The sequence below is a fragment of the Rhodococcus sp. BP-349 genome (genome assembly GCF_019835845.1).
GTDB lineage: Bacteria > Actinomycetota > Actinomycetes > Mycobacteriales > Mycobacteriaceae > Rhodococcoides.
Genome location: NZ_JABUDR010000002.1, coordinates 1 through 12,713, shown reverse-complemented (window position 1 = coordinate 12,713; position 12,713 = coordinate 1). Strand labels below are relative to the sequence as shown.

Below are 12,713 nucleotides of genomic sequence, written 5' to 3'. Positions count from 1 at the left end.
TGTGCCCGTGACCCCGGTCCCGTGGGTGTCGGCTAGTGGTGGTCGCGCGCCCGCAGACCGTTCATGAACGGGCATCCGGCGAGCACCCGCAGCGCGCGACCGAGCTCGGTCACGTCGGATACCGGGTTCGCGAACGGCACCCGCACGTCGTGGTCCTGGCCGTGACCCTCCACCCGGATGCCCACGCCGTAGCGGTCGATGCTCAGTGGCCGGGCACGACCGATGCGCAACGACGGCGGGAGACGGCGTGCGATCTGCTCGACCATGTCGGAGTGGTCGCTGTCGAGGTGCTGCAGCCAGCCTCCCTCGACCTCCCAGAACGGGTCGGGATCGGCGTTCACGAGGTCGCGCACCGGTACCGGCTCCGCGCCCGTGGCATCGGCCACGACGACGGACTCGAGCAGGAGACGCATCAGGATGCCGCTGTGTCCGATGTCGAGCAGTCCGGCGTGCGGGTACTGGGACGCGACCGCCGCGGCGACCGCGCGCTCGGCGGTGTCCGGGACGCGTCGCAGCTCACCGCTCATCCAGACCAGCGATCGCACGGGTTCGCGCAGGTCCAGGGGGGTGTGGTCGGTCAGCTCGAGCACGGCGGGGATCCCGGCCGACCCGGCCTGGAAGGACACGGCTCCCACGGTGCTGTCCGCGGGCACCACCATGACGATCTCGCCGGGCGAGCGCAGGAAGTGCATGGTCGTGGCCACGGGGGCGCTGCCCTCCACCGCCAGGACCGTGTGCTCGGCACGCAGACACACGCTGCGCACGCGCTCGGCGGTGGACGGCGCGGTGGTGGTGACGACACCGTTCATGACGGCCCCCTCGGGATGGAAGTAATTAGGTAAGGGTTAGCTAACCAGCCCTCGCGCCGGTGCGCAAGACGTCGAACTAGACTCGGTGCGTGCCCACGATGCTGACCCTGGGCGTGCGCCCCCGGCGAGATCCCGAGGCCCTCTTCGCCGACCTGCTCGTCGCGACCGTCGACGATGTGGCGACGGCGGAGGCCCTCGAACCGCACCCACTCGTCGGAACGGCCTGCGTCCCGCTGAGTGCGGTGGACGACTCGGCCGCCCTCGGACAGTTCCTCGTACGACTGGACGTGGCTCCGCCCGACGAGCCGCCCGAGGTACGTGCCTACGTCGTCGAGGCGACTGTCGATCAGCTCGGCGACGCCGTCGCGATCGCGCCGGGCTCGTCCGTCGTCGTGCTCTGTGCGGACGGCGACGTCGTGGAGACGACGGCGCTCGTGGATCGGGCCGGCCGGCATCCCGGCCTGGACGCGGGGTGGTCCGCGGATCGGGTCGCCGACTTCCTCGCGGTCGTCGCGCACGCGGAACACGGATTCTTCGCCGTCGCGACCGACACGTCCGCCGTGCTCGCCGTACTCGCCGGAACGGTGGCCGCACTGCGTGGCGACGACGTCCGCAGTGCGCTCCGCTCCCCGGATCTGGCACGGCTGGTGGCACTCCATGCCGACGCCGCGGCCGCGACCCGAGAGGTCCTTCTCGGTGTCCTGGTGCCGAACGCCGGGAACATCGCACGCGAACTTCGCCGTCGGATCGACGAGATCACCGGCGACGCGGCGGGGGACGCGTAGCGTGACCGGGGTGCGCATCGCCTACTTCGGACCCTCGGGAACGTTCACCGAGATGGCCCTCGGGAAGCTCGAGGCGGACGGGGCGTTCGGCGAGACCGTCGAACGCGTGAGTGCGTCCAGCCCGCCCGCGACGCTCGAACTGGTGCGCTCCGGCCAGGCCGACGGCGCCGTGGTGCCCATCGAGAACTCGGTGCAGGGTTCGGTCCCGCCGACCCTCGACGCGCTCGCGATCGGTGACCGGTTGCAGATCCTCGCGGAGACCGAACTCGACGTGGCCTTCACCATCGTCGCTCGTCCGGGCACCGCCATGGCGGACGTGCGGACGATCCGGGCGTACCCCCACGCCGCCGCCCAGGTCCAGCAGTGGATCGCCGCCACCATGCCCAATGCTCAGGTGGAGTTCGCGTCGTCCAATGCCGGTGCGGCCGAGGACGTCGCGGCCGGACTCGCCGACGCCGCGGTCTCCACCGGTCTCGCGGGCCGACGGCACGGACTCGACGTGTTGGCCGACGGCGTGGCCGACGTGGAGAACGCACGCACTCGCTTCGTGTACGTCACGCGTCCGTGCCCACCGCCGGCTCCCACGGGTGCCGACCGCACCGCCGTGGTGCTCACTCCCGCCAACCGGCCCGGCACGTTGGTGTCCGCGCTCGCCGAGTTCAGCACACGCGACATCGATTTGACGTTCATCGAGTCTCGGCCTCTCCGAACGCATCTGGGGACCTACCGCTTCTACATCGATTGCGTCGGCCACATCGACGACGTCGCGGTGGCAGACGCACTGCGAGTCCTGCACTCGCGCACCGACGTGCGGTTCCTCGGCTCCTGGCCCAGCGCGCACGTCGCCGCCGGCGGCCCGCGCCCGACCGATGATCGCGGCCGGGACTGGTTGGACGCGTTACGACGGGGAGATCGGTGAGCGGCCGACTCGTCCTGGTGCGGCACGGTCAGACTCACTCGAACGTCGCTCGCCGTCTCGACACCCTGCCCCCCGGAGCCGAGTTGACCGAGCTCGGACACCGACAGGCACAGGAGTACGCCCGGACCGTCACCGACACGCCGGCGGCCGTGGTGTCGTCCATCGCTGTCCGCGCCCGCCAGACCGCGCAGTACCTGGCCGACGCGACCGGTACGCCGCTCACGGTGCGCGACGGTCTGCAGGAGACGTTCGTCGGTGACCTCGAGGATCGCAGCACCGAGGAGGATCACGCCCGCTTCACCGCGGTGTATCGGAGCTGGCTGGACGGTGACCTCGATGCCCGCCTGCCCGGGGGTGAGTCCGGAGCCGAGGTGCTCGCCCGCTACGTGCCGGTACTCGACGACCTGCGCGCCACCCATCTGGGCGACGACTCCGCCACCGTCCACGTGGTGAGTCACGGTGCCGCCATCCGGCTCGTGGCCGCGGTGCTGTCCGGGATCGATCGCGACTTCGCCGCCGACAACCATCTCGACAACACGGGGACCGTCGAACTGGTTCCAGCCGAGGGTGTCTCGGCCTGGGACTGCGTGCGCTGGGGTGACTACACGCCCCCGTTCGAGACGAAGGGCAGCCGCACGCCCGACGACCCTATGGGCTGAGCGGACACGCCGACCAGGTGCTCGTCGAGGATCGAGCGTCGTTCCAGGGAGGTGATCAGCGAGCGGAGTGCTCCGACGGTACGTACCGGCGTCGCGGATCGCACGGACGTGCTCGACCGCCCGGACGGATCCTGGACCGTGGTCGTGAGGACACGGCCGGAGTCACTGTCGTACACCGCGATCGACGGGTCGACCGTGGTGGCGACACCGTGATCGTGTCGGAGTCCGACGATCTCGGTGTGGTGGGTGCAATGCGGGACGACGTCCTCGAAACCGGCCGCGAGGACGTCGGTGTACTCGCTCAGCGGATCGATCGGCGCTCCTGCCGCGTCGCCGAGCCAGGCCGCGATCAGGACGGCCGCGTCGGTGTCGAGCCGAGTGACCGTCACCGATCCCGCACTCGCGACCAGCCAGACCGGATCGTCGATGTCGTTGCCGCACAGACATGCTCGTGCATCCTCCACGCCGACGGAGTGGCCGACTGTGCGGATGTCGACACTCCAGCGAGGCGCCGCCGCCGAGCGCAGCAACGCACTCAGTCCGCGGTGTGGGCGGCCGTCCGCCGACACCAGGAGACGATCGGCGAGGCGTCGGGCGGCACTCGCTTGCACGGTCGCGCGATCGGTCATGGTCGCGCCGGCCGGGTGCCATCCGAGAACGGCAGGGAGAGAATGCCCCCCGATCGCGTCGAGAAGGTACGTGAGTTCTCCCGTGTCGAGCGTGAGCGAGCTCTCGAGCGGGTCGTCCCCGCCCAGCACCGGCGCGCGGCTCATCTCCGCGCCCCGATGACGGCGGGAACGACCGGAACACCGGCCTCCTCCTCGACGACGACCGGTGTCCTGCGGGCGGGTACGACGTCGTCGGAGCCGAGCCTGCCGTGACCCATCGGAAGTCCCGCGCCGAACGGTGAGCGGGGGTGCGCGGCGGTGGACACGGAGGAGTCCTGGCCCGCAGACACCGACGGGTCCGAGTCGACGCTGGAACCGAGGAACGGCGACGGCGTCCGTGTGAGCGCCCCACCGGCCGCGTGCACGGAGCCGCCCTGCCCGCTGCCACCTCGCCCGCCGCCACCCCACCCGGCGGCGACCATCGGAACCTGCTGCGGCACAACGTGGGTGATCGTCGGTGCCGCACCGGCCTGCGGTGCCGACGACAGAACGGAGGACAGCGTCGACCCGGCCTGCGCCGGCATCTGCTGGATCAGCGACGCCGCCCTCGTGACGGCGGGATCGTGTCCGATGCTCTCCGGGACGAGGCGCGACGGATGGCCCGGGTGCGATGACTGGACCGAGGATGCGTCCCCCTGCCGGTCGGATGCGGTGCCGTCCGACGGCTGCGTACCGGCCTCGCTCGGTACCGGCCCGTGACCGGGAACAGCGGAGATCACGGTGGTGGTGGCCACCGTGACCGCCGTGGTGATCTGCGGGGGCATCTGCAGACCGTCGACGAGCGCGAGCGGCGCCGTCGCCGCCTCGTACGCTTCCATGACCAGAGCCGCGCGCACATCGAGCGCCGCGTCGGCGGCATCGGCAGCCTGTGCCGCGCCGGTCAGGGCGCCGCCGGTGGCGTACGCGGTGGTGCGTCCGGCCTTCACCGCGGCGATCTCCGGCAGGCTCGGCATCACGGCGAGCGCGGTCACGACCGTCGCGGACTGGGCGGCGGCCCGAGCGGACACGGCCGCGGCGTGCTGCGCAGCTCCCGTGCCCCACGTCGCGAATGCCGTCATGCCCGCTCCGGCCGCGTCGGCGGCATCCCCGTCCCAGGTGGTTGCCAGTGCGGCTGCGACACCGCTGACCGTCGCGGTGGCCGCGGCGAGTGCAGTGGCCATCGCGGCCCACGCGGTGCCGGCGGCGGCGAGCGGGGCGGGGCCGGCACCCGCGAGCAGTGCGGCCGAATTCACCGCCGCGGTGCGCGGGAGCCAGAACACCCCGGTGGGCCCGGCCGTCACGCGACGCCTGCGGACAGGGCCGTGGAGAACGAGGAGTCGACCTCGCGGTACGCCGCCGCCTGGACCCGGAGAGCCGCTGCCGTCTCGTGGAGCTCGCTCACCGCTGCGGACGTCGAGGCGTCGAGAGACTGCGCGGTGGACCAGAAGTAGCGTGCCGCCAGCGCGGACACCTCGTCGCTGCCGGCGGGGGGAGGACGGAGCGCGACGGATACGGAGGTGAGGGACGACGCCAGATGCAGCGCCGCGGCATCGAGCTCTGCCGCGGCCGCGAGGAGCGCCTCGGGATCGACGAGTACATGGCCGGGCATGGGGGTCTCCGTTCGAGCGTCCGGTCGGATCTCGAGACTTGGACGCGCGACGGCGGGAATCGGTTCCGCGGGCGGAGATCGGAGCTCAGCCGAAGCCGAGTTCGTGCAGCCGATCGTCGTCAATACCGAAGTGGTGCCCGATCTCGTGGGCGACGGTCACCGCGATCTCGCGGCGCGCGTCGTCCTCGTCACGGGCGATGTCGAGGATCGGCAGTCGATAGATCGTGATGACGTCCGGCAGGTGCCCGCTGTACTCGAACCGTTCGGTGAGAGCCACGCCCTCGTACAGGCCCAGGAGATCCTCCGTCGGATGCTCGTCCTCGACCAGCACGACGACGTTGCTCATGAAGGCGGCCAGCTCGTCCGGGAGAGTGTCCAGCGCATCGCCGACCGCGTTCTCGAACTCCGCCTCGGACATGCTGACCGACACGTCACGCACCGGGCAGGGGAGACGCTCCGGGGAGCGGGGTCGGCAGGCTGCGGCCGTCCGGGACGGGAGGCGGCGGAACCGGCGCCGCGCCGTCGATGGTGATGTCGCCCTTCGCCGAACCGACGATGGACGCGAACCCGCCCGACTCGACCTCCTTGCCGATGGAGCAGCTCACCTTCTTGCTGCCCGCCAACCAGCTCGACGCGTCGACGTTGTCCCAGAACAGGGTCAACGTCTTCTCCCGGAGAACGTCCGAGCCGCCCAGGTACGCGTCCGACGCCTGGGTGCACGTGGGTTCGAGGTACCGGTCCTGGTCCTCGACGGACGGTAGTCCGCCGGGGAACTGTGAGGCGAGATCCACCACCGACACCACCTCGAAGGCGTGCGGAGCGGTGCAGTCGATCGGGTCCGTCGGAACACCCGACTCGACGCCGACGCAACTGCCGGTCTCCCAGACCGTCGACTGGTCCTGGTCCGCGACGCTGCCGGTCATCACCTGCAGCGCGCTGGTCGCACCGGTCTGCTGGATGCCGCACCGGATCGCGCGCTCGCCCGCGGCCCACCCGGCCTGGCTGGGGAACATGAGGCCCACCGAGTACTTGCCCGTGGGGTCGAAACGGCCTCCGGTGTAGTCCTGCACCGCGGTCTCGCAATGTTCGTCGCGCAGGGAGGCGAAGCGGGCCGCGTCGGGATACGGCGATCCCGTCGCGAACTCGGCGACCGGGTACACCCCGAGATCCACCGTCTCGGCGACCTCGAAGCGGTGCGGCTCCGCGCAGCTCACCTCGGCCAGATCCTGGCGGTCGGTGTCCGGGTCGTCGGTGGGGGTCCACTGCAGGCAGTCCCCGGCGTCGGACGCGCCGAACGACGTGGTCGACGCGGTACCGACGGTTCCCGCGGTGGACGGTGTCGCGAGCTTCTCGCTCCGGTCGAAGCCGCCGGACACACCGATGGTGACGGCTGCCGCTCCGATGGCACCGATCGCGACCAGGGCGAGCAGCCGACGGGCGTTCGAGGCCTGAACGGTGCGCGGACCACTCTTCTCGTCCGTCGCGGTGTCGGTCTCGTCGGCCGTCGGGTCGTCGGCAGTCGACGCCTCGGGTACCACCGCGTCGGTCGTGGACGTGTCGGTCGTGGACGTGTCCGTCGTGGACGCGTCGGCTGCCGCGATCTCGGACGTCGGGGCGTCGTCGACCGCCGGGCCGTCCTCGCCGGACGGGCTCGGGGTGGGATCTTCGGGCTTCGGAGACATCGGCTCCATCATGCCTGCCGGTAGGTTCGGACGGTATGAGTGGTGCAGATACCGAGGACACCGGGCTCGAGGCCGGGATCGAGGACCTCGCGACGCGCGTGTTCGACATGGCGCGCAGCGGCGACACCGCCGCCCTCACCGCCTACGTCGATGCGGGAGTTCCCGTGGATCTGACGAACGGATCCGGAGACACTCTGGTGATGCTGGCGGCCTATCACGGTCATGCCGAGAGCGTCGTGGCTCTCGCGCACCGCGGAGCCGACGTGAATCGCGCGAACGACAAGGGTCAGACACCCCTCGCCGGCGCCGTGTTCAAGGGCGAGGACGACGTCGTCCGAGCGCTCGTCGACGCCGGAGCCGAGCCCGATGCGGGGCATCCCACCGCGGTCGACGCCGCGCGCATGTTCGGCCGCGAGGACTACCTGGACGTCCTCGGACGAGGGTGACCACATCGCCCCAGTAGGCTGACGTCCCGTGATCGACCTCAGAGTTGTCCGCGAGGACCCCGACGCCGTCCGACAGTCGCAGCGCACCCGTGGCGAGGATCCGTCCCTGGTGGACGCACTGCTCGAGGCGGACACGGCGCGCCGGGCCGCCGTGTCGGCTGCCGACAACCTTCGTGCGGAGCACAAGGCGTTCGGTAAGAAGATCGGCAAGGCCACTCCCGAGGAGCGCCCGGAACTGCTGGCGACGGCGTCCGCGCTCGCCGCGCGGGTGAAGGAGGCGGAGGCCGAGCAGAATGCCGCCGACGCGACTCTCGACACCGCGCACCGTGCCATCTCCAACATCGTCCAGGAGGGCGCGCCGGCCGGCGGCGAGGACGATTTCGTCACCCTCGAGACGATCGGTGAGATCCCGACCATCGAGAATCCGAAGGACCACCTCGAGCTCGGCGAGGCTCTCGGGATCATCGACATGGAGCGCGGCGCCAAGGTGTCGGGCGCTCGGTTCTACTTCCTGACCGGCTACGGCGCACTGCTGCAGCTCGGTCTGCTGCAGCTCGCTGCTCAGAAGGCGGTGTCGAACGGGTTCACGATGGTCATCCCACCGGTGCTCGTGCGGCCGGAGATCATGGCCGGGACCGGCTTCCTGGGCGCGCACTCGTCGGAGATCTACCACTTGGGCGACGACGACCTCTACCTCGTCGGCACGTCGGAGGTGCCCCTCGCCGGCTACCACTCGGGCGAGATCCTCGATCTGAACGGCGGCCCCAAGCGCTACGCGGGCTGGTCGTCGTGCTTCCGCCGCGAGGCCGGCAGCTACGGCAAGGACACCCGCGGCATCATCCGTGTCCACCAGTTCGACAAGGTGGAGATGTTCGTCTACACCCGTCCCGAGGACGCGGACGCGGAACACCAGCGGCTCCTCGGATGGGAGAAGGAGATGCTCGCCGCGGTCGAGTTGCCGTACCGCGTCATCGACACCGCCGGCGGCGACCTGGGATCGTCGGCTGCGCGCAAGTTCGACTGCGAGGCATGGCTTCCCACCCAGAACACCTACCGCGAACTCACGTCCACCTCGAACTGCACCACGTTCCAGGCGCGTCGACTCGGTGTCCGGTACCGGGACGAGAACGGCAAGCCGCAGACCGCCGCGACGCTCAACGGCACCTTGGCGACGACGCGGTGGATCTCCGCGATCCTCGAGAACCACCAGCAGCCCGACGGCAGTGTCCGCATTCCCGAGGCACTCGTCCCGTTCGTCGGGACGGATGTGTTGCGCCCGCCGGCGACTACTCGTCCGTGACGGGCGGCTCGGCCACCAGGACGTCGTCCACCGGCAGTGGCACCGCCAGTTCCACCATTCGCTCCGGATAGGACGGGTAGGCGGGGCGGACCCACACCTTGGTGTCGTCGAGCTGCGTCATCACCATGCGTCGCCACGTCCAGTCCGACCGTGGTCGACGCAGGTCGAGTTCGCTGACGACGGGCAGGGGCGCGCGGGCCCAGTACGGGGCGGACAGCGACCCGAGTCCGTGGTGCTCGAGCACCTCGATCGCGTCCTCGAGAGGCAGATCCTCTGCAACGACGTGACCCACCGGGTTCACCGCGTCGACCAGCTCACCGCTGTCGAGCGCGAGGTCGGACACCGTCCAGCCGACCAGTTCCCCGTCGGAGGAACGGGTGACCGGCAGTCGGCTTCGCCATCGATCGATCTCCACTCCGTCCACGGTACCCACGCTGTCCCGGGGGTCGGGTCGGCGATCAGAGCGCCGTCACGGACGATGTCCAGCCACGGGCGAGCATCCGCGCCGCGTCGATGACGGCCAGCGCCTCGGTGCGGTCCACTCGGGCCTGGAGCAGCGCGCCGACGCTCATCGTCACGAGGATGCGGGATCTCGTCTCGACGTCCGCGTCACCGCGCGCGGTCAAGGCGCCGCCGATCGCCTCGGTGAGTGCCTCCCGATAGGCGTTCACCACCACGGCGAGGGTCTCGTCGTGTGCCGCGGACGTCGCCGCGGTGGTGATCAGCAGACACCCTCGGCGTTGCGTGCCGGACGATGCGATGTCCCGAGCGAGTGAGGCGAAGTACGCGTCGACACCGTCGGGTCCCGAGAGCAGCGTGAGGCGCGGGGCGACCACGCACGCCAGATAGTCGGCGACGGCGGCGTCGAACAGTCCGCGCTTGCTGCCGAACGCGTGATAGATGCTCGAGCGCGACAGTCCCGTCGCCTGCTCGAGGTCCGGCAACGAGGTCTCGTCGAAGCCGTTCTGCCAGAACCTGTCCCGAGCGGCAGTGACTACGGAGGGGGCATCGAATGCGGGTCGTCGTCCCACTGCGCGTCATCTCCTTGGATCGATCGGTACAGAATCCAGCGTACAGTAAATAGTGAACCGAACGATCCACAACGAATGAGGACGACATGCGCAGCACCCAGATCCAGTTGGTCTCCCGTCCCACCGGATGGCCGACCGAGGAGAACTTCCGCACCGTCGAGACGGAGTTGCCCGAGCTCGGCGACGGCCAGGTGCGCGTCGCCAACGACTTCCTGTCCGTCGACCCGTACATGCGAGGGCGCATGAACGACGTGCGGTCCTACGTGCCGCCCTTCGCGCTGAACGAGACCATGACGGGCGGCGCTGTGGGCCGGGTCGTCGAGAGCCGTTCCGACGAGCATCCGGTGGGCAGTGTCGTCGTGCACCAGCTCGGATGGCGTGACGTCGCGCAGGCTGATGCCGCGCAGTTCCGTGTGGTGCACGAGATCGAGGGTGTTCCCACCTCGGCCTACCTCGGCATTCTCGGCATGACTGCACTCACCGCGTACGTCGGACTGCAGGACGTGGCGCGCATGCAGGAGGGCGACACGGTGTTCGTGTCCGGGGCAGCGGGCGCCGTCGGCAGCGCGGTCGGTCAGATCGCACGGATCCTCGGTGCGGGGCGCGTCGTCGGCTCTGCGGGATCACCGGAGAAGGTGGGCCTGCTGACCAGCAAGTACGGGTTCGACGCGGCCTTCGACTACAAGCAGGCTCCTGTGCGTGACCAGCTGCGTGAGGCAGCCCCCGACGGTATCGACGTGTACTTCGACAACGTGGGCGGTGACCACCTCGAAGCAGCGCTCGACTCGTTCAACGACGGTGGCAGGACCGCACTGTGCGGAGCGATATCCGCCTACAACACTGTGGGAACGACGCCGGGGCCGGACAACATGTCGAACATCGTGACCCGCGGTCTCACCCTGCAGGGATTCACGGTCGGCAACTACCTGCACCGATTCACCCAGTTCGCGGAGGACATGGGGACGTGGCTCTCCGAGGGCCGCGTGACCTTCGACGAGACGGTCGTCCACGGCATCGACAACACGGTGGCGGCGTTCCTCGGGATGCTGCGCGGAGAGAACACCGGAAAAATGGTCGTGGCGCTGGGCGGTTCTCGCTAGCCGGGGACTCCCACCGGGCCGAGGCCCCTCTCGACGGCGGCGGCGAGCCGCTACGCTGCTGTTTGTGGAACCTGTCTATCGCACCATCATCGGCATCGCCCGCACGGTCTTCGCTGCTCAGGGCCTGAAGTTCGACGTGACCGGCGCGGAGAACATTCCCGCGCAGGGCGGTGCGGTGATAGCGGTGAACCACACCGGATATCTGGACTTCACCTACGCCGGCCTTCCCGCGCGCAAGCACAAGCGGTACATCCGGTTCATGGCGAAGAAGGAAGTCTTCGACAACTCGAAGTCGGGCCCGATCATGCGGGCGCTCAAGCACATTCCCGTGGATCGCGGCGCCGGCGCCGAGTCGTACAGGTCGGCAGTGGACGCACTCGCGCGCGGTGAACTGGTCGGCGTGTATCCCGAGGCGACCATCAGTCGTAGCTTCGAGATCAAGGACTTCAAGTCCGGAGCAGCCCGGATGGCGATCGAAGCCGGGGTTCCGATCATCCCCATGGTCATCTGGGGTGCTCAGCGTGTGTGGACCAAGGGGTTCCCGAAGCGTCTCGGCCGCACGAACACACCGATCGCCATCAGGGTCGGTGAGCCGATCGCAGCGGATACCACCGCCGGCGAATTGACCGCACACCTGCGCACGACGATGCAGTCGATGCTCGCCGAGATCCAGAAGAACTACGAGCACCCCGCCGGTGAGTACTGGGTACCTGCCCGTCTCGGGGGGACGGCCCCGACCCTCGAGGAAGCCGACACGTTGGATGCCGTCGACCTCGAGGCTCGGATGGCAGCGCGAGACGAGCGCAAGCGCGCCTCGGACTGACTAGCTGTTGGGGCCGGCGATCTCGAGCGCGATGTTGTCGGGATCCCGGAACTCGAGGATCGCCATGCCGGCGTCACCGAGATCCTTGACCGGCTCGTGCTCGATGCCGAGGGTGTCCAGCAGTGCCGCGGCATCGTGCAGATCCTGCAGCGACGCGACACTGAAACTCAGGTGGTCCAGGCCGGTGCGGTCCTCGGTGAACGAGTCGTCGCCGGGCGCCACCGGGCGCAGTCCGAGCAGTCCGCCGCCGAACTTGTAGATGACTCCTCCGAAGAGGAAGCCCAACGCTTCCTTCGTGGCCTCGTCCGGGTTCGGGGGGAGTTCGAAGGCCACCTCGAAACCGAAGACGTCGTCGTAGAACTTCCGCGAGGTCGCGATGTCACTGACAGTGAGTCGCACATGGTTGTAGTCGACTGCTGCGATGGGCACGAGCTACTCCGTTCCGGTACGCCTGCCGACACGACCGTCGGGCCGGCTCGAGCGCACTCCTGATGTATTCGTGGCCGTGCATGGGAACGATGTGCCGATGTTCGCGGCGGCGGACACGCTGCGACCAGGCGATTTGCATCTCGAGAACCACTCACGTAACTTTCTTCCAGTCAGAGCGACACGGACACCGACCGAAGGCCTTCAGGGGCTGGGCGAACGAGGTGGGACGGAGTCGCATGGCCGATCGGACAGAAAAGGTTCGTCTGCACCTCGTGTAGGCTGAGCGTACAGTCCAATTTCCTGATCCGTGTGGTGCCTGGTGTTTGACTCGGGTGTCGCGGTGTGGTTAGGCTGGAACGGTTGCCCCGGATCCTCCTGCTTCGTGTGGGTGGTGGTGGTGTGTGCGTGTTCTTTGAGAACTCAACAGTGTGTCGATGAATGTCAGTGCCAATATTTTGTTTTGGTTTGCTGGTT

General features: G+C 69.3%; 16 protein-coding genes. 7 read left to right on the top strand and 9 right to left on the bottom strand.

The genetic code is table 11. From position 1 onward, the window contains the following. Window positions 1-32: 32 nt before the first annotated feature. Window positions 33-809, bottom strand: coding sequence for a DUF2470 domain-containing protein (locus tag HQ325_RS10485; protein ID WP_222629271.1), 777 nt, complete (start codon window positions 807-809; stop codon window positions 33-35). Between the two features lie 89 nt (window positions 810-898). Here HQ325_RS10485 and HQ325_RS22420 point away from each other — a divergent pair, with 89 nt between their 5' ends. From HQ325_RS22420 to HQ325_RS10475, 3 genes are read left to right on the top strand one after another with little or no spacing between them, the layout of a single operon-like run. Further along, a complete protein-coding gene (locus HQ325_RS22420) occupies window positions 899-1,594 on the top strand; it encodes a hypothetical protein (protein WP_261778244.1) in 696 nt (231 codons plus the stop codon). A gap of 1 nt (window position 1,595) precedes the next feature. Beyond that, window positions 1,596-2,513 (top strand): prephenate dehydratase, encoded by a 918-nt coding sequence (gene pheA, locus HQ325_RS10480; RefSeq protein WP_308014543.1) that lies wholly within the window; start codon window positions 1,596-1,598, stop codon window positions 2,511-2,513. Further along, window positions 2,510-3,172: a histidine phosphatase family protein gene (locus HQ325_RS10475; protein ID WP_222629267.1), complete on the top strand. Its 663-nt coding sequence runs from the start codon at window positions 2,510-2,512 to the stop codon at window positions 3,170-3,172. The genes pheA and HQ325_RS10475 overlap by 4 nt, the downstream gene beginning before the upstream one ends. On the opposite strand, the gene HQ325_RS10470 is transcribed toward HQ325_RS10475, so the two are convergent. The 5 genes from HQ325_RS10470 to HQ325_RS10450 form a co-directional block, all read right to left on the bottom strand. Next, window positions 3,115-3,945: an ESX secretion-associated protein EspG gene (locus tag HQ325_RS10470; protein WP_222629265.1), complete on the bottom strand. Its 831-nt coding sequence runs from the start codon at window positions 3,943-3,945 to the stop codon at window positions 3,115-3,117. The genes HQ325_RS10475 and HQ325_RS10470 overlap by 58 nt on opposite strands. Beyond that, window positions 3,942-5,120: a PPE domain-containing protein gene (locus HQ325_RS10465; protein ID WP_222629263.1), complete on the bottom strand. Its 1,179-nt coding sequence runs from the start codon at window positions 5,118-5,120 to the stop codon at window positions 3,942-3,944. Before HQ325_RS10465 ends, HQ325_RS10470 begins: the two co-directional genes overlap by 4 nt. Beyond that, window positions 5,117-5,428: a PE domain-containing protein gene (locus HQ325_RS10460; RefSeq protein WP_222629261.1), complete on the bottom strand. Its 312-nt coding sequence runs from the start codon at window positions 5,426-5,428 to the stop codon at window positions 5,117-5,119. The genes HQ325_RS10465 and HQ325_RS10460 overlap by 4 nt, the downstream gene beginning before the upstream one ends. An 85-nt stretch (window positions 5,429-5,513) precedes the next feature. Beyond that, window positions 5,514-5,846 carry a metallopeptidase family protein gene (locus HQ325_RS10455; protein ID WP_222630925.1) on the bottom strand — a complete coding sequence of 111 codons (333 nt, stop codon included), beginning with the start codon at window positions 5,844-5,846 and terminating at the stop codon, window positions 5,514-5,516. Between the two features lie 13 nt (window positions 5,847-5,859). Continuing rightward, entirely contained in the window at window positions 5,860-6,966 is a 1,107-nt protein-coding gene (locus HQ325_RS10450; protein WP_374107233.1) for a septum formation family protein, read from the bottom strand. A 179-nt stretch (window positions 6,967-7,145) separates the two neighbouring features. Here HQ325_RS10450 and HQ325_RS10445 point away from each other — a divergent pair, with 179 nt between their 5' ends. Together HQ325_RS10445 and serS are read left to right on the top strand one after the other, a co-directional pair. Beyond that, window positions 7,146-7,556 (top strand): ankyrin repeat domain-containing protein, encoded by a 411-nt coding sequence (locus tag HQ325_RS10445; protein ID WP_222629257.1) that lies wholly within the window; start codon window positions 7,146-7,148, stop codon window positions 7,554-7,556. 28 nt (window positions 7,557-7,584) lie between these two features. Beyond that, window positions 7,585-8,856: a serine--tRNA ligase gene (serS, locus tag HQ325_RS10440; protein ID WP_222629255.1), complete on the top strand. Its 1,272-nt coding sequence runs from the start codon at window positions 7,585-7,587 to the stop codon at window positions 8,854-8,856. On the opposite strand, the gene HQ325_RS10435 is transcribed toward serS, so the two are convergent. Both HQ325_RS10435 and HQ325_RS10430 read right to left on the bottom strand, forming a co-directional pair. After that, on the bottom strand, window positions 8,843-9,271 hold the full coding sequence (locus HQ325_RS10435) for a hypothetical protein (RefSeq protein ID WP_308014545.1): 429 nt from the start codon (window positions 9,269-9,271) through the stop codon (window positions 8,843-8,845). The genes serS and HQ325_RS10435 overlap by 14 nt on opposite strands. A gap of 43 nt (window positions 9,272-9,314) precedes the next feature. Then, window positions 9,315-9,887 carry a TetR/AcrR family transcriptional regulator gene (locus HQ325_RS10430; RefSeq protein WP_222629249.1) on the bottom strand — a complete coding sequence of 191 codons (573 nt, stop codon included), beginning with the start codon at window positions 9,885-9,887 and terminating at the stop codon, window positions 9,315-9,317. An 86-nt stretch (window positions 9,888-9,973) separates the two neighbouring features. Between HQ325_RS10430 and HQ325_RS10425 the strand changes: the two genes are divergently transcribed. After that, window positions 9,974-10,987, top strand: a complete 1,014-nt coding sequence (locus HQ325_RS10425) for an NADP-dependent oxidoreductase (RefSeq protein ID WP_222629246.1) — start codon at window positions 9,974-9,976, stop codon at window positions 10,985-10,987. Between the two features lie 64 nt (window positions 10,988-11,051). Then, window positions 11,052-11,810, top strand: coding sequence for a 1-acyl-sn-glycerol-3-phosphate acyltransferase (locus HQ325_RS10420; protein ID WP_222629243.1), 759 nt, complete (start codon window positions 11,052-11,054; stop codon window positions 11,808-11,810). On the opposite strand, the gene HQ325_RS10415 is transcribed toward HQ325_RS10420, so the two are convergent. Beyond that, window positions 11,811-12,239: a VOC family protein gene (locus HQ325_RS10415; protein ID WP_222629240.1), complete on the bottom strand. Its 429-nt coding sequence runs from the start codon at window positions 12,237-12,239 to the stop codon at window positions 11,811-11,813. Between the last annotated feature and the right edge of the window lie 474 nt (window positions 12,240-12,713).